This window comes from Bacillus sp. Au-Bac7, assembly GCF_021341655.1.
Classification (GTDB): Bacteria; Bacillota; Bacilli; order Bacillales; family Cytobacillaceae; genus Niallia.
In genome coordinates this window covers 931,238-948,315 of the sequence record NZ_JAJTTG010000001.1, presented here as the reverse complement: position 1 = coordinate 948,315, position 17,078 = coordinate 931,238, and the positions used below count along the sequence as shown (strand labels likewise).

Sequence of the window (17,078 nt, the reverse complement as noted above, 5' to 3'; positions counted from 1 at the left end):
TTTCATCTATATTACATTTCCATTACAATCATAAGTGTTGTTATTTTGTCATAAAATTTTCATTTTTGTTTTTTAAAATGGTATGGGAGGATCTATTTTGTATAACTCCATTCTAGTCATTATCAGTATTATTTTAATTTATATGGCCAGCTACACTTCTTTTGATTTATTTCAGCTTGTTAAAGCCTCTGAAAAGAACAGCCGCTTTTTATTTTTAGCTAGCACCTTCTCTCTTGGCTTTGGGTTTTGGGTAATGAGTTTTGTTGCATTAATGGCCGATAATATATACGCAACTTCGAGCTACGATATTCCCATTGCCACCTTATCCATGCTGATCGGAATTTGCTTTGCCGGAATGGCGTTTTATTCTATGCTGGATAAGGAGAATAATAAGCATCGGATATATGTAAGCAGCTTGTTTTTCAGTTTTTCCATGCTGGCAGTATTCATATTAGGGCTTTATTCAATCGGTAATTCGGTGCAAGCTGAGAATATGCCTGCTCTATTTTTCAGCTTTCTGTTGCTGTTCAGCGGTTTTTCCTTTTCCGTGAAGCTGTCTTTTTATCCTGCTAAAAAGACAAGAATAGCTAAAGGTATCGTTAGACCGTTATGCAGCTTCATCATTACAGGTGTATGTTTTTTAAGTCATTTCATTCTTTTGCACAGCATGACACCGATTGAATATGAACCGAGCCACTATGATGACAGCTTTATTGTTTATGTCGTTTTATTCATTACTATATTAATCTTGGGCGGCCTTATTGGGACTAGTACATTGATAAGGGAGAAGCTTGCTGTCAATGATATAAATGTTCGCGATATGCAGTATGCGCTGGATGAGTCCTCGATTGTCGCCTTTACAGACAAAAATGGGATGATTACATATGTGAATGATAAATTTGTGGAAATATCGAAATACAGCCGTTCTGAATTAATTGGCCAAAATCACCGCATAATTAATTCCGGCTATCATTCGCCAGAGTTTTTTAAACAATTGTGGAAGACTATCAGTTCAGGGAATATATGGAAAGGTGAAATCCGCAATAAAGCAAAGGATGGTAGCTTCTACTGGGTGGATACGGTTATTGTTCCTTTCGTTAACAAAAAAGGAGAACCATATCAGTATGTTTCCATAAGAAGAGACATTACAGATCAGAAGCAAGACCAAATAAAGATGCAGGAAATGGTGCAAGAGGTGAGCGATATAAAGTTTGCCCTCGACCAGTCAAGCATTATTGCGTTTACAGATAAGCAAGGAGTCATCACCAATGTAAATGATAAGTTTTGCCGGATTTCAGGTTATTCGGAAGAAGAGTTAATCGGTCAGACACATCGAATCGTTAATTCCGGCTATCATTCGGCCGCCTTTTTTCAAGAATTATGGCATTCTATTGCCAACGGAGAGGTGTGGAAGGGAGAGATTCGCAACAAAGCGAAGAACGGATCGTACTATTGGGTAGATACCACTATTATTCCTTTTTTGGACAGTCAGAACAAACCATATAAATATTTAGCCATTAGAAATGATATAACGGAAAGAAAACGAACAGAAGAAATACTGCACAGACAGGACAAACTAGCGGCAGTTGGTCAGCTTGCTGCAGGTATAGCCCATGAAATTCGCAATCCGCTCACCTCTATAAAAGGATATACAGAATTCTTGAGTATGGATGAAACAGAAACAGACAGGCAGGAATTGTTTTCCATTGTATTAGAAGAGATTGAACGGGTTAATTCCATTGTCGAAGAGTTTATGCTCTTGTCCAAGCCGACTTCTGCCAGCCTGGAGAAGAAGGAAATCATACCAATCATCGCAAATGTTCTTTCCATATTAGACTACCAGTTAAGAAAGAGCAAAGTGCAAGTAGACTTTACTTTTGATGACAGTGAGGCTCGTCTAGAATGTGATGAAAACAAGCTAAAGCAAGTCTTTCTTAATTTTATTAAAAATGCAGTAGAAGCAATGCCGAGTGGAGGCAGCTTAAAAATAGCAGTGAAAACTACTGCCAAGAGTATTGATGTGCTGCTTCAAGATACGGGGATTGGGATGGACAAGGACCAGCTTCAAAAACTGGGAGAGCCGTTTTTCACTACAAAAAAAGAAGGAACAGGGTTAGGATTATTGGTGAGTTTTAAGATTATTGAGAACTTTAAAGGGAAAGTATATATAGAAAGTGAAAAAAACAAAGGAACATCTTTCCATATAACTTTTCCGAAAGCAGGAAATGATATAGGTTAAAAGACTTAGTTATTTCCAATATAGTCCTAAAATACTAAGAGCAAGGATATAACAATACGTACTATTCTGACAATTAGACTTTTAACTGTTAAAGGTTTGTCATATTAGTAACGGAATTGCTATCTCCTTGTTCTTTTTATTTGCGCTTTTCATGTTAAGATAATACCCGTTAGCTTGTTTAAGCTAGTTAGGAGGTAAAGATAAATGAAAAAACTATTATCATTTATTGCATGCGCAACAATTGCCACTTCCATAGGGACAGAAGCGAAGGCGGCAGAAGTCACTGTAAAAAAAGGAGACACACTTTGGAGCATTTCCCAAGACTATAATGTTTCCACAGGTGACATTAAAGATTGGAATGACCTTGATTCTGACATAATTAAAGTTAACGATACATTAGATCTCCAAGTGGAGAAAAAATATAAAGTCAAATCTGGCGACACTCTTTGGAGCATCGCAAGGGAAAATGACAATTCAGTAGAGGATTTAATGGAGTGGAATGATCTATCTTCAGAAAAAATCTATGCTGGTGAAAAAATAATCGTCGATAACGGAATCGACAAAAAAGATTCCGGTAAGAAGGAAAAAACAAAAGAGTCAGCTGCAAAAACAGTTAATAAGGATGATTCAGGAAATGCCGAGACATTGACTGTTTCTGCAACTGCCTACACAGCAGATTGTAAAGGCTGCTCTGGTGTTACTGCGACAGGGATTGATTTGAATGAAAATCCAAATCAAAAGGTCATCGCAGTTGATCCGAAAGTTATTCCGCTAGGCTCTACCGTTTATGTGGAAGGTTACGGTAAGGCTATTGCTGGAGATACAGGCGGAGCTATTAAAGGGAATAAAATAGACTTGTTTATGTCTTCAGAGAAGCAAGCACTGAAATGGGGAAGACAGCAAGTCGAGGTTAAAATCATTGATTAATCATGTCAGAGATGGAAGGATAGCATTTTGCTATCCTTTTTTTTGCTTTCTTATTTATTTTCCTTATCATTCGCCTTCACAAAAAATTGGTGTACAGGCATAACAAGTGATTTCATATTGTCCTCTAGCTTAGTTGCTAGAAATTGAATTCTTTCAAAAACGATGCCTTTAAGCTGATCCATTTGTCTTGTTAGTTTACCGACTTTCGCATCTGTATCTTCCATTTTCTCTAGGATTGTTTGCTGGAAAACCTCTTGAAGGTCTAATTTTTCTTCGATTTTTTGCTGCGTTTCTTCATTCGCACTTATTTTTGCTGTTAAGGAGTCAGAGCTCTGCTTAAATGTTTCTAATGTTTTAGTAAGTGTATGAAGCGCAGTTTCTTGGATGGTGAACTGATCGAGTATGGCTGTATGAACGAGCTGCTCTTCAATGAGCTTTTGTTCGGTGTCTGCAGCCAATCTTTCTGTTTGCTGGGTGGTCTGGAGAATCGTTTTTATGTCATCTTGGTTTCGTTTTGCTTCTTCAAGAATATCTTTAGACAAAGCTTCCTGCACAAAAAGTAATTCCTCCAAATGCTGTATTTTTTCTCCTTGCGCATTGCTGTTTCTATTTCCTTGAAGTAAAAGCTCCTCTAATTGCAATGCAAGCTGCTCGTTTTTTATCTGCTGGTTTGCTAAAACAGATTGCAGATAGTTATGATGATATACCGATTGGCACGTATCTGCGGTTATATTTGTCTCTGGCAAATACACAGATGTATTTCGATTATCATATTCAGGCAATTTACTTCCTCCTTTTTTATCTATTCCTTACAGCTTATGTGTTTCTTTGCAAAAAGGTTGCTATTGCTAAACAGCATTCTATCCGAGATAAAATTTAACATTTCTCGAGATTGTCCGATAAAAATATGTATTAATATTTTTGGAGGTTACTTATGTCATTAAAAAACAAAATGATTGGCATTACGAGCTTAATCATTATTGTGCTCATAGCAGCATCAAGTCTTGTGCAATTTGTGGAAACAAACCGCATGAAAAAGGATACAAAGGCAGTAATGGAAGAATTGGATGCCAACTCAACAAAAGATGTGGAAGAAAAGCTAACAGAATTATCAACGCAAATTTCACAGCATGTAGTAGTTTTAGAGGAGCAGTTAGACCAAGCAATGGCAAATGCTGCTTATACGCTTCAACAAATAGATGCGCAAAAAAATATCTCTAATCAAGATTTAAAGGAGATAGCAGAACAAACAGGGATGAATGATTTCTTAATTACGAATGAAAAAGGGGTTTTTACTCATTCAACAGATAAAGCATCCATTGGCTTTGATTTGCTTGCCATAGATCCAACCGTTAAGGGACTTCTGTCAGGTGAACTTAAAATCATGGAAGGTCCGCTGACAATAAAAAAAGAAAGTGGTGAGATCTTTAAATTTACCTCTATTCCAAGACTAGATGGAAAGGGGATAGTAGAGGTCGGTCAAAATGCTGAAGTTTTTGAAGAGTCTCTTTCTAAATTTATTCAAGATGGAAACGGTGTTCAGTCACTGTACTTAATTAGCAGCAGTGGTATTGTTTTGACGGAAACCTTGAGAGAAGGACAAGAGCAAGTGTTTGAAAAGGGTTCAACGATTAAGGATGAAACAATTCAAACAGTTATAGATTCAAAAAAACCGGCCTTATCCATAAAAGATGGAAAAGCTGAAACATATTATCCAGTTATCGTTAATGATGAAGCGAGATATGTGCTAATGGCGCAAGTGGATACAGCCTCTTATTTTGAGAATGCAAATATCGCAAGTGCGGCTTTGACGGATGTTCAAGACAGCTTGACAAAAACGAATATGACTTCCCTTATTTTGTCACTAATCCTGTCAATTGGCTTGATTGCCGCATTGGTTTATATTATTAGAAAAAGCTTACAGCCATTGGATCATATTAGATTGCATGCTCAAAAAATAGCAGAAGGCGACCTGCAAAGTGATGATGTGATTACGAACTCTAAGGACGAAATTGGCGAACTTGCCGCTTCCTTTCGTGTAATGACCGACAACCTCAGGGAGGTTATCCAAAAGGTGAGAATCAGCTCAGAACAAGTCGCAGCCTCAGCTGAAGAGCTGACAGCAGGCACAGAAGAAATGAATGCCGCTTCAGAGCATATTTCAACAACTGTCCATGAAGTGAGTGCAGCAATGGATAACCAAGTTGTTGAATTGACAAAAACAGATCAGTCTGTAGCTAATATGCTTAATTATGTACAGAAAATTTCAGTCAGCTCTGATGGAGTTGCAAAACGGTCTGTGGATGCATCTGCAAAGGCAGCAGACGGAAACAAAGCAATTGATACTGTTGAAGCCCAGATGGATACGATTAACACTAGTGTTAGAGAGACATCAAAGGTTATTAAAGAGCTTGGCAGCTATTCAAGTGAAATTGGAGAGATATCGAAAGTTATTACTGGCATTGCTGACCAAACGAATCTTCTTGCCTTAAATGCAGCGATTGAAGCAGCAAGAGCTGGCGAACAGGGTAAAGGCTTTGCGGTTGTGGCAGAAGAAGTCCGCCAATTGGCAGAGCAATCCTCTGAATCAGCAGGCAAGATAAGTAATCTTATCGGCAGAATCCAAACAGAAACCATAAAAGCAGTTGAATCGATGAATAATGCGACTGCAGAGGTGGATGGCGGTATTAAAGTAGTCCATCAAACAGGAGAAATATTTGGTGAAATAAAATCTGCGGTAGATGAAGTCAGTGGTCAAATTACGCATGTTTCTCATTCTGTTAAAGAATTGAACAATGGCATGGAACAAATGGTTCTAGCAATCAATCTTGTCAAACAAATGGCAGAGCAAACAGATCAAGGAACACAGAATGTTTCGGCAGCTACAGAAGAACAAATTGCATCCATGCAGGAAATTTCTGCATCTGCACTCTCTTTAAGTAAAATGGCGGAAGAATTAATGACATTAATTAGCAGATTTAAGCTGTAAATAACAACAAAGCCCTCGAGCGTACTCGAGGGCTTTGTTTAGGAAATAATCAGATTTTTCGTAAGAAAATGAGAGAAAAGAGGGAGATATAAGATTTATTTTCACTAAAAAAACTTATGTAAATAATAAATAAGCATTTTGTTAACTGGAAATTAATAAAAGAATGGAGAAGGCATTTTTAATTAGCAATAGAAGGAAAAAAGAAGGGGAGAGCAAAGTTGATAAGAAGAGCAAATTATTTGCCCCTCTTGTTTTGCTCGTTTTACATGAATGGAGGGATGCCTTTACTAAATTCAGAGATAATAGTAGTGATGGACTGTATGTCTTGATCATCTATGTTAAATGCCGTCTTCACCTTGTTCTCAAGCTCCTTGCTGACATTTCTTTTACCTACTTCCACAAGTGCAATTAACGCAAAGCTGCAATTGACAACCTTAGCAAAGTCTCTCTGTGTCATCTCATAGTTTTTTCGAATAAATTTAATAATTTCTTTGTTCATTTCGTTCACCTCGGTTTTACAAGCAAATACATCTGAACCTGGACATAAATCACCCCAGATTCTAAACATTTCTTCTCAACTATCTATATATCGGATAGATTGCTACATTCATAATAAAAAAACTAAAGAAATTATTCAACAGGTATTTCGCATCTGTAAATAAAATATCTTCATTTTGGTCTTATCTTAAAGAAAAATTAATAATAATTGTGTAAATTTATTCTAATCATGTATAATTTACTTGGTTGAAAATTACAGTTAAATAGTAAAAACAGACAGAGGGTGTAAATTTGCTAGTTTTGTATTTCATTTCCGCTTATCTACTCGGAAATCTTTTATTTGGTGTCATCATTGGGAGAATTCTGTCAGGGACAGATATACGTTCAGAAGGCAGCCAAAATGCTGGGGCAAGGAATGCTGGCAGGCTGTATGGTAAAAAAGCATTTGTACTTACGTTTTTAGGAGATGCCTTAAAAGGTGCGGCTGTTATTATAACAGGAAGATTACTTGGTTACTCGACTGCAGTGTTGCTTGCCGGCTTGCTGTTTGTTTGTATCGGGCATATTAAGCCGCTTGTTTTTCGGTTTAAAGGCGGAAAAGGAATCTCCACATTAATCGGCGGACTAATCGCGATTCATTGGCTGTTTGTCCCGATCATCATTGTCAGCTTCTTTGTTTTTTATCTTCTATACCGAGGTTTTACTGTACCAGGTTTGCTGAGTTTAACTGTTTGTGCCTTCGCTTTTTTCTTAATGGAAAAGGACGTTTGGTCAGGCTGCCTTGCTCTGCTGCTGGTAGCTGTGATTATACTCGCCCATCGTGTCAGCTGGAGGGAGTTTCTAGTTAGAAAAACTAAATAATAAGCTTATATTTCTTGGAGAGGGGTATTTTAATGGCGAAAAAAACTTCCTATTTATTCAAAATTGCTTCACATCCACAGGAATTCGAACAGATTTTTCGGTTAAATCATGAAACCTTTGCTGAGGAAATTCCCCAGCATGACAGAAATGAGCAAGGAGTGCTAATTGATTCTTTTCATGACCAAAATACATATATCATTGCCTTAAAGGATCATCAAGTAATTGGCATGATTTCTCTGGCAGATAAGCGGCCTTTTTCCTTAGATAAAAAGCTGGGGGATATTGGTATTTACTTGTCTGACATAGTGAATGTAAATAAGCTTTGCGAAATCAGGCTGCTCTCTATTAGGAAGGAGTACCGGAAAACAAAGGTTTTCGTTGGCTTATTGCGCCTGCTTCACCATGTCTTTATCGAGAAAGGCTACGATGGAGCTGTTATTAGCGGCATTCTCCGTGAGGAAAAACTGTATAAGCATATCGGGTTTATTCCGTTTGCCCATCAAGTTGGCAGTCATGGAGCAATCTATCAGCCTATGTATCTGTTAAAGGATAGAATTTTGCTTTCAGAAAAAGTATTGCCGGCAACGGTTTCTTTTTTGCCAGGCCCTGTTTTAGTAACAGACAATGTCCTTGATGCGTTTTGTCGCCAAGGTTTCTCCCATCGTGACAACTTATTTATGGAGATGATGGAACGAGTGCAGACAAGGCTGACAGATCTTACGAAAGCTAAATATGTTCAAGTAATGCTCGGAACAGGAACGCTCGCAAACGACGCTGTCGCCGCCCAGCTGTCTCTATTAAACGGTAAAGGCCTAATCTTAAGCAACGGAGAATTTGGAGAGCGTTTGGCGCAAAGGGCAGCAAGATTCCAGCTTCATTGCCAAGTTTTAAAGAAAGAGTGGGGCGAGCCGTTCTCAGAGGAGGAATTGAGAACAGCACTCAATGGAGGAGTGGAATGGATATGGTATGTTCATTGTGAAACCTCTACGGGCACTGTCATTCCGATTGAACATATAACCAAGTTAATAGGTGACAAGCCGATTAAACAGGCAGTAGACTGTATCAGCACGATAGGAGCACTGCCAGTCAGCCTTAAAAATGTATATTTAGCAACAGCTGTGAGTGGAAAAGGAATTGAATCAGTCTCAGGATTAGCTCTCGTATTTCATAATCATGCTGTTAAGCCGAATGAACAGCTTCCACCGTATTTAGATTTAGGACTGTACCATTCACATAACAGTGTCCCATATACCCATTCTTCCCCATTGCTTGCTGCATTAGAGCAAGCGCTCACAAAAGATTTCACAAAAAAGTTTAGCGATGTTGCCGACTGGTTTGCATACACATATAAAAGACTGACAGATGCTAAGTTTTATGTGTTGCCGGCAGCAAATTTGCACTGTTCCCCAATCCTGACAGTATGTCTTGATCCCGCTCTTTCCTCTGTTATGATTGGTGATTGGATGAAAAAGCAAGGTTTTCATCTCCATTATCAAAGCAGCTACTTGCAAGAGAGAAACTGGATTCAAATATCAATGTTAGCAAATGTGTCAATTGAAAATACCGAGGCAATGCTGCAAATATTTTTTAGCATTTGTTCTTATCTGCAACAATTACTAGACGACAACAGAGAAGCGCTGGCAAACTGATTTTTTACAATATATTAGCAGGTTAAATAGTTGTGCAATTTAGCTAATTCTAAATATTTTTATTATATAAATTCAACAATGACATTTTTTATGGAGAAAGATAATATTTTTTAATAACAAATGATGTTATATTTATTAACATGAGGGCGGTTATAAGCCCTCTTTCTTTAAATAGTTAGAGTTGTTTCTATCCCAGAATAGCCACCCATTTAGGAGGTTAACATGATGTCTTCAGATGAGTATGCTGTTATACACGCTGTTGCAGCTAGTTGCTCTGGCGGTTTTTTAACGACAATCATTGATGTAACAGGTTCTGCATACCGCAGAGAAGGAACAATGATGTTCTTTTCAGAGGATAACTGGGAAATGGGTTTGTTGAGCGGCGGCTGCGTCGAGCAAGATATTTTAGCAAGAATGGAAATCGAGGAGCATGATAGAAGATCATCCTTTTCCCTTATATATGATTTGCGTTCAGAGGATGATTTATCTTGGGGACAGGGCGCAGGCTGCGACGGCAGCATAACTGTATTGATGGAATATGTGAGCAGTGAGCTTAAGAATAATCTCACCTTGGTGAGGCAATGGCTCGAAAATGGCGATACAGTAGAGCATATTAAGGTGCTTGATGATGATTTAAACGTCATTTCAAGTGTGTTTATCAGTGAAACAGGAGAGAATGCTGGCAATTTTGACACTCATTTTGTGCACTCTGTTCCAGTGAATAAGCTGTATGCTGACGAAAAGACAGGCAGATATTATTTTCGCCAAACCTTCTTACCACAGCCAAGATTGATTATATATGGTGCAGGAGCTGATGCACGGCCAGTTTGTGAAATAGCCAAACAGGCAGGTTTCCAAGTAATTGTTGCTGATTGGCGCCAAAGCTATTGCACAAAAGAGCATTTCCCCCATGCTGACCTGCTTGTTAATGGCAATCCTTTGTCTGTGCTGGAGGAAGTTCATGTTAGAAGCAGCGATTTTATTGTTATCATGACACATAACTTTACGAAGGATAAAGAGCTGATGAACTATTTACTTGGTGGAGAGTATGCTTTTGTCGGTATGCTCGGCTCGAAAAAACGAGCAGATCGGCTGTTGGGCAATAAAGGCAAACCAGACTGGTTTTATTCTCCTGTGGGGCTGAGCATAAATGCAGACGGTCCTGAACAAATAGCAATCAGCATTGCAGCACAATTAATTGCAGTCAAAAACAGCAATACGGAAAGCTCGAAAGTGGTGAAAAGTTGAAGGTAATTTACCTCGCTGCTGGGCAAAGCAAAAGGATGGGCTGCAAAAAAATGGCACTTCACTTTGGAGGAGAAGCGCTGGGAATGAGGGCGTTAAAAACAATCCTTCATAATCCAAAAACCTATGTGTATGTTGTCGTGCATCCACAAGATAACTTAGATTGGATTTCTGCAGATGTGCAGCAACAGCTATCAGCTGGAAGAGGGGAATTAGTTGTCTCTGAAAAAGCCCATTTAGGGCAATCCTGCTCCTTAATTGCAGGCGTAAAAAAAGCAGAAAAGCATAAGGCAGACAAAGTGCTGATTTGCTTGGCAGATCAGCCTTTCATCCCTAAATCTATGCTGCAAACCTTGCTGTGGCAGTCATTGGAGAAAGACGAAAAATATATTGCTTGCTTAAATAACGGAGTCATTAAACCGCCCGTAGTGTTATCCTCTTTATTGTTTGATCGAATTTATGAATTGACTGGAGACACAGGAGCAAGAACTATTCTAAAAGACTCAAGTTTAAAAGGGAAGTTGCTTGAATTTATTGATGATGACTTTTTCGCAGATATCGATACAATGGCTGACTATCGAAATTATTGCCGTGTTTTAGAAGATAGGGGGGCAGATGATGAAAAGTTCACTACAAAATGATGATACAGCTGTTGATGCACCTGCGGGCTTAGGAGAGGTTTTTTCATTAAGACAGGAAGGTTCTATGTTTATTGCCGGAGGCACTCTTTTACAATTGAACTGGGAAGCTGGTCAGCCAAAACCACATCATTTGATCAGCTCCCACCGGTTAGAAAGCTTACAAGGTATAGAAGTAGAAGCAAATTTTTTGCGAATCGGTGCATCAGCTTTATTGTCTGATTGTATCCTCGACTCAAATATTCAGAAAAGAGCGAAAATTCTAGCGGAGGCCTGTACAAAAATTGCTGCACCTGCTGTTCGGAACAGGGGTACATTAGGCGGAAATATTTGCAGCAGAGTAGGAGATTCTATCCCTGCTTTACTTGTTTTAGATGCACAGCTGCATTTTTTTAATGGCGTTTCAACGTATGTTGTTCCATTATCACAATGGATTAAAGCTGGTCCGCTAACAGAGCCTGATTTGCTGGTTTCGGTAAATATCCCGCTATCCACCGAAAGCCGGAGCATATCCTTTTTTCAGAAGATAGGACGCAGAGAAAGCTTCACTGCTGCCATTATTTCTTCAGCAGGCAGGATAGAGATGGAAAATGGCGTCATTACAGATGCAAAAATGGCCATCGGCGGCGGCGCTCACCAGCCGCAAAGACTGTCAGACGCGGAAAGCTATGTACTGCAGAAAAGCTTAAAAACGATGGAGTGGCAAGTGTTACGCTCTATGATTGAACATGGCTTCCATTCTTATTCTGACCCTTTTGTTACAGACAGCTACAGAAGAAAAGCGGCTGCCAATATTATTGTTGCCAATCTTTATAACCTGCTAAATTCGGAGTATGTAAAGGAGGATGAAGGATGCGATTGACTAGAGCAGGCTCTCAAAACAGGTGGAAGGCAAGAAGAGATGGGATTCAAAAAGTAACGGGTGAATTGAAGTATCTTTCGGATATGTCCTTCCCGAACATGCTTTATGGAACTGTGCTCCGCAGTGAATATGCCTTTGCAAAAATAAACAGTATTGATACTTCAGAAGCTGAAAAACTTCCAGGTGTTAGTGCGGTTCTGACATCAAAAGATATTCCTGGCTTAAATGGCTTTGGCATTGTTATTCAAGACCAGCCTGTTTTTTGTGAGGATACAGTCAGATATGTGGGAGATGCCATTGCTGCAGTTGCTGCAGAAACACAGGAAATTGCCGAAAAGGCGGCAGCGCTTATTAAGGTCGAATACACTCCTTTGCAGCCCATTACAGATCCGGAAGTCAGCCTGTTAGCAAAAACGCCTAAGCTCCATGAAAATGGCAATCTTCTGCATAATGCCTTTTACAAACAAGGAGCTGATGTAGAAGAAGCGTTTGCAAACTGTGCTTGTATCGTGGAAGAGGTCTACTATACACCAAGGCAAATGCATGCATATATGGAAACAGAAGGTGGAGTTGCTGTTCCTCATGAAGATGGCTTAACGATATATGCTCCTACCCAGCATGGCTTTAAAGATCAGCTGCAGCTATCCAGAATACTAAATATGCCAGAGAGCGATATAAGAGTCATTTCAAGTCCGATTGGCGGATCTTTTGGCGGAAAAGATGAATTAAATATCCAGCCCTTTATTTGTTTGCTTGCAAGAGCAACTGGAAAACCAGTTAAAATCCATCAATCGAGAAGAACGTCTGTTAAAGCAGGCCTAAAAAGACATCCGATGAAAATAACCATGAAAACTGGCGCAGATAAGGATGGCAACCTGCTTGCACATAAGGTGAGGATATTGGCTGATACAGGTGCATATGCCACATTGGGACCTGCTGTACTTGACTTTGCTGTTGAGCATAGTACCGGACCTTATAGGATAAAGCATGTTGAGGTAGAAGGCTATTGTGTGTACACAAATAACGGTGTTGCTGGAGAATTTAGAGGTTTTGGCGGTAATCAAGTCACCTTTGCACTAGAAAGCCAAATCGAAAAGCTGGCTGAGATGTTAAACATAAGCAGCACAGCACTGCGCCGTAAGAACTTGCGGAAAACAGCAGATCCTGGGCCAGTGAATCAGCAAATCGTTCCAACCGCCGGAGCGGAGCAAGTATTAGATGAAATACTGAAATCACCGATTCTTCAAGACAAACCTCCTAACAATGAAAGTCAGCCATTTATTTTAAAAGGGAAAGGCTACAGCATAACCATGCATGGTGGAGGGCTTGGTTATGGCCGCTCCGATCCTTCAGGAGCTAGATTGTCCTTAAATGAAAAAGGTAAATTAGAGATTTCGTTTGGTTTTGAAGAATGTGGTCAAGGTCTGCTGTCAACGATTGAAATGATTATGACAGAGTCTTTTGCTTGTTCTGCAGATGATGTTGAAATAACAATCGGCGATACTGCAAAAGTACCTCACTCCGGTTCTTCGACTGCCTCTAGGGCTACAAATATGGTTTGGACCGGTATCAACAAAATGAAAGGTTCGTGGTGTGATAAGGTTTATTCTTTTGTTTCCCAACAGTCAGGAGTGCCCCTTGAAGTCTTAAAGACGGGACATGGAGGGATTTGGGAATATCAAGAAAATGGTAACTCAGCCCTCGTTATGACTTATAAAGAAGTAGCAGACAAAATTTCCGAGCTCCCAGTTGTTACGGCAAGCTATCACTTTCCGACAACTCCAGAAAGCATCGATGGCGGACATTTTTTATATTCCTTTGCTGGAGCAGCTGCAGAAGTAGAAATAGATGCACTGACAGGAAGAGTATATGTCAGTAAACTCGATCATGCCATTGCTGCCGGACCTGTCGTCAACCCGATGGGCTACTTAGGGCAGATTGAAGGTGGCGGGAGTATGGCACTCGGCTTTACATTGATGGAAGATGCCGTTATGGATAATGGCAAGTATATGACGGAAAACTTTGATTCTTACTTAATTCCAACCATTCTGGATATCCCCAAATCCACGAATGTGTCAGCTATCGAAGAGTTAGAGGACGGCGACGAGTATGGACCGCGCGGCGTTGGGGAAATTGGGACAGTAGCAGTAGCTCCTGCTATTGTTGCTGCCATTCATGATGCTACAGGCCACTGGGTTAACAAGCTGCCTATCTGTCCAGAAGAGATTATGGAGTTTGCCTTTACAAAAATCAGCAAAAATGATCAAAACGGATGGTTAGGAGGGGACAAAGGATGAAGGAGCAGCTGCAAGCTGGAAAGACAATCCGCTTTAATGTGAATGGCAGCTCAGTAGATTTATCTGTCCCTGCCACTTATAGATTAGTAGATATCCTTCGCAAGGAATTAAACCTGACAGGCACAAAAATATCTTGTGAAGTCGGCAGATGCGGAGCATGTTCCGTTATCTTGAACGGAAAGCTTGTCAATTCCTGTTTAGTCATGGCCTACCAGCTGGAAGATGCAGTGGTGCAGACAATTGAGAGTGTTAGTGCAGATGCATTACATCCGATCCAGGAAGCCTTTTTGCAAGGAGGCGCCTTGCAATGCGGATATTGCACACCAGGGATGATTATGGCACTAAAGGGCTTATTGGAACGTGAAAGCCAGCCGACGAAAGAAGAAGTTCTGCAAGGACTTTCAGGGAACTTGTGCAGATGCACAGGATACGAAGGGATTTTACGGGCGGTGGACATCTTGGCAAATAAAGCAGAGTAACTAGCATAGTAAGGAAGGGTCGATGAAATGTATACAATAGCAGCAATAAATGCGATGTCAAAAAATGAGTTTATTGAAAAAATAGGCTGGGTTTTTGAACACAGTCCGTGGGTCGCAGACAGAACTTGGGAAAGACAGTCAACTTTTGAGTCCCTGCAAACATTGCACCACGAAATGGTCAAGGTCGTTAGAGAAGCGGCAAGAGAAGAGCAGCTAGATTTAATTCGGGCCCATCCTGATTTAGGAGGAAAAATAAAGATGACACAGTCCTCGGTGAATGAACAAAAGGGGGCAGGACTAGATACGTTATCGAAAGTGGAATATGAAAGCTTTCTCCAATTAAATAACGAATATCGCACTAAATTTCATTTCCCATTCATTCTGGCAGTGAAAGGGCATACGAAGGATTCTATTTACGAGGCGATGAAAGGGCGTATCCATCATACAATGGAGGAAGAGTTCGAAACAGCATTATCTGAAATATTCACTATCACTTTTTTTAGACTGGAAGGAGTCGTCCAAAAAGTGCTCGAAGCATAATTATTAGAAAGGAGATTGTGAAATGAAGACAGGAATAACGACACATGTATTGGACCTGGTAAAGGGAGTGCCAGCAAGTAATATCCTTGTAGAACTGTGGAAATACAGCGGAGCGAATCAATCTGAGCTCATATCCAGCGGTTATACAAACGATGATGGCAGAGTCGAAACGCCGCTTTTGACGGAGCTTGTGCATGGAGAATATGAACTAGTTTTTTATGTAGAGGATTATTTTAAAAACGGAGAGATGCAAAACGTGTTTTTTCGAAGAATACCGATACGGTTTTTAGTGGCTGAAGGAGAGTCCCATTACCATGTGCCACTTCTTTTATCGGCATGGGGTTATCAGACATACCGAGGCAGTTAACGGTTTTTAATAAAGGAGGCAAGCGAATGGGTCAATATGATGTCGTCATAAAGGGCGGAATGATCGTATTAGAGACAGGTGAGATTCAAGCGGATATTGCCATTAAGGATGGTAAAATCGCAAATATCGCCACTGATATTGATATCGACAACGATGCTCAAATAATTTCCGCTTCTGGTTTGCATGTGTTTCCAGGTCTGATAGACTCACATGTTCATTTCAATGAACCAGGACGAACAGAGTGGGAGGGGTTTGCAACAGGCAGTAAAAGCTTGGCAGCAGGAGGAGTGACGACATTTTTTGATATGCCATTAAACAGTCATCCACCTACTGTCAATAAATATGGATTCGAAGCAAAGGACATGTTGGCAAACGAAAAATCATTAGTTGATTATAAACTTTGGGGCGGACTTGTTCCGCAAAATCTTAGCGAGCTAGAAGAGCTGCATGCTTGCGGTGTCATTGGCTTTAAGGCATTTATGTCAAACAGCGGCATTGAAGATTTCGAAGCAGCAGATGACAAGACCTTATTTGCTGGTATGAAAAAGATAGCAGCCCTTGACAGTATTCTTGCTGTTCATGCTGAAAGTGATGTTATTACAGAAGAGCTAAGCAAGGTGCTCGGAGCAGAGGATGGCGGGGCATTTTCTGCATCAAGACCAATCTATTCTGAATTAGAAGCAGTAAATCGCATTCTTTCTTATGCTGAAGCTACAAATTGCAAAGTTCATATTGTACATATTAGCAGCAGTGAGGTGCTGCAGCCGATATTAGCTGCCAGAAGAAAAGGGATTAACGTATCTGTTGAGACATGCCCTCATTATTTATCATTGACTGCCGATGATTTGAATCAGCTAGGCGCTGTTGCCAAATGTGCGCCGCCATTACGAAATAACCAAGAAATAGAGGGGCTGTGGAAGGCGATTGAGGAAGGAGCAATTGATATAATCGGCTCCGACCATTCCCCATCTTTAGTGGAGATGAAGCAAGGAAGTCTTAAAGAGGCATGGGGAGGCATTTCTGGCTGTCAGTCGTCATTGTCTATTCTGCTGGAGGAAGGTTATTGGAAACGAGGTATACCGCTCTCCGTGATTGCGAGGATAACAAGCACCAACCCTGCAAAGCGGTTTGGATTATATCCTAATAAAGGGAATATAACAGTTGGCAGTGCTGCAGACCTTTGTTTAGTTAATATAAGTGAGAAATATACATTAACAAAAGAAGATCTTTATTATCGAAATACTCAAAGTCCTTATATTGGAAAAACATTTCGTGGAAAGGTGAAGCAGACAATGCTAAGAGGAAGAACTGTTTTTCAAGATAAGTGAATGGTTAAGAAACACTTTTGAAGACTTCTATTTGATTGATTTGAAAGCAACTAAACTAATTAAATCGCTATCCTCCAAAGAGTGCCGATAAGCACTCTTTTTTATTTTTCTTCTAATCGGAAAAACCGAACTATATTTATATAACTTTATAAAATGTTC

Annotated in this window: 15 protein-coding genes and 1 pseudogene; 14 read left to right on the top strand and 2 right to left on the bottom strand. The window is 39.9% G+C overall.

Annotation, left to right across the window (positions count from 1 at the left end):
* The first annotated feature begins 97 nt into the window (after window positions 1-97).
* A complete protein-coding gene (locus LXM54_RS04820; RefSeq protein ID WP_233313950.1) occupies window positions 98-2,239 on the top strand; it encodes a PAS domain S-box protein in 2,142 nt (713 codons plus the stop codon).
* A gap of 204 nt (window positions 2,240-2,443) precedes the next feature.
* Complete coding sequence (locus LXM54_RS04815) at window positions 2,444-3,166, top strand: LysM peptidoglycan-binding and 3D domain-containing protein (protein ID WP_233313949.1); 723 nt, start codon at window positions 2,444-2,446, stop codon at window positions 3,164-3,166.
* A 50-nt stretch (window positions 3,167-3,216) separates the two neighbouring features.
* On the opposite strand, the gene LXM54_RS04810 is transcribed toward LXM54_RS04815, so the two are convergent.
* Window positions 3,217-3,948, bottom strand: a complete 732-nt coding sequence (locus LXM54_RS04810; RefSeq protein WP_233313948.1) for a hypothetical protein — start codon at window positions 3,946-3,948, stop codon at window positions 3,217-3,219.
* 152 nt (window positions 3,949-4,100) lie between these two features.
* On the opposite strand from LXM54_RS04810, the pseudogene LXM54_RS28425 reads away from it, so the two are divergent.
* Together LXM54_RS28425 and LXM54_RS28420 are read left to right on the top strand one after the other, a co-directional pair.
* Window positions 4,101-5,216, top strand: a pseudogene (locus LXM54_RS28425) (HAMP domain-containing protein); the annotation flags it as partial.
* Window positions 5,208-6,155, top strand: a complete 948-nt coding sequence (locus tag LXM54_RS28420; RefSeq protein ID WP_442780431.1) for a methyl-accepting chemotaxis protein — start codon at window positions 5,208-5,210, stop codon at window positions 6,153-6,155. The pseudogene LXM54_RS28425 and the gene LXM54_RS28420, both read left to right, overlap by 9 nt.
* Before the next feature lie 262 nt (window positions 6,156-6,417).
* Here the strand turns inward: LXM54_RS28420 and LXM54_RS04800 are convergent, their stop codons facing one another.
* Window positions 6,418-6,654 carry a helix-turn-helix transcriptional regulator gene (locus tag LXM54_RS04800; RefSeq protein WP_233313946.1) on the bottom strand — a complete coding sequence of 79 codons (237 nt, stop codon included), beginning with the start codon at window positions 6,652-6,654 and terminating at the stop codon, window positions 6,418-6,420.
* 290 nt (window positions 6,655-6,944) lie between these two features.
* On the opposite strand from LXM54_RS04800, the gene LXM54_RS04795 reads away from it, so the two are divergent.
* The 10 genes from LXM54_RS04795 to LXM54_RS04750 all read left to right on the top strand — a co-directional run bounded on the left by LXM54_RS04795 (window position 6,945) and on the right by LXM54_RS04750 (window position 16,919).
* Window positions 6,945-7,514 carry a glycerol-3-phosphate acyltransferase gene (locus LXM54_RS04795; RefSeq protein ID WP_233313945.1) on the top strand — a complete coding sequence of 190 codons (570 nt, stop codon included), beginning with the start codon at window positions 6,945-6,947 and terminating at the stop codon, window positions 7,512-7,514.
* A gap of 32 nt (window positions 7,515-7,546) precedes the next feature.
* Window positions 7,547-9,163: an aminotransferase class V-fold PLP-dependent enzyme gene (locus LXM54_RS04790; RefSeq protein ID WP_233313944.1), complete on the top strand. Its 1,617-nt coding sequence runs from the start codon at window positions 7,547-7,549 to the stop codon at window positions 9,161-9,163.
* 222 nt (window positions 9,164-9,385) lie between these two features.
* Window positions 9,386-10,411 carry an XdhC family protein gene (locus LXM54_RS04785; RefSeq protein ID WP_233313943.1) on the top strand — a complete coding sequence of 342 codons (1,026 nt, stop codon included), beginning with the start codon at window positions 9,386-9,388 and terminating at the stop codon, window positions 10,409-10,411.
* Window positions 10,408-11,049, top strand: a complete 642-nt coding sequence (locus LXM54_RS04780; protein WP_233313942.1) for an NTP transferase domain-containing protein — start codon at window positions 10,408-10,410, stop codon at window positions 11,047-11,049. Before LXM54_RS04785 ends, LXM54_RS04780 begins: the two co-directional genes overlap by 4 nt.
* Complete coding sequence (locus tag LXM54_RS04775; RefSeq protein WP_233313941.1) at window positions 11,024-11,908, top strand: FAD binding domain-containing protein; 885 nt, start codon at window positions 11,024-11,026, stop codon at window positions 11,906-11,908. The genes LXM54_RS04780 and LXM54_RS04775 overlap by 26 nt, the downstream gene beginning before the upstream one ends.
* Complete coding sequence (pucD, locus tag LXM54_RS04770; protein WP_233313940.1) at window positions 11,899-14,205, top strand: xanthine dehydrogenase subunit D; 2,307 nt, start codon at window positions 11,899-11,901, stop codon at window positions 14,203-14,205. The genes LXM54_RS04775 and pucD overlap by 10 nt, the downstream gene beginning before the upstream one ends.
* A complete protein-coding gene (locus LXM54_RS04765) occupies window positions 14,202-14,684 on the top strand; it encodes a (2Fe-2S)-binding protein (RefSeq protein WP_233313939.1) in 483 nt (160 codons plus the stop codon). Before pucD ends, LXM54_RS04765 begins: the two co-directional genes overlap by 4 nt.
* Window positions 14,685-14,711: 27 nt before the next feature.
* The gene (gene uraD, locus LXM54_RS04760; protein WP_233313938.1) at window positions 14,712-15,224 is read left to right on the top strand and encodes a 2-oxo-4-hydroxy-4-carboxy-5-ureidoimidazoline decarboxylase; all 513 of its coding nucleotides are present in this window, start codon (window positions 14,712-14,714) and stop codon (window positions 15,222-15,224) included.
* 22 nt (window positions 15,225-15,246) lie between these two features.
* Complete coding sequence (gene uraH, locus LXM54_RS04755) at window positions 15,247-15,591, top strand: hydroxyisourate hydrolase (protein ID WP_233313937.1); 345 nt, start codon at window positions 15,247-15,249, stop codon at window positions 15,589-15,591.
* 26 nt (window positions 15,592-15,617) lie between these two features.
* The gene (locus tag LXM54_RS04750) at window positions 15,618-16,919 is read left to right on the top strand and encodes an allantoinase (protein WP_233313936.1); all 1,302 of its coding nucleotides are present in this window, start codon (window positions 15,618-15,620) and stop codon (window positions 16,917-16,919) included.
* The last annotated feature ends 159 nt before the right edge of the window (window positions 16,920-17,078 follow it).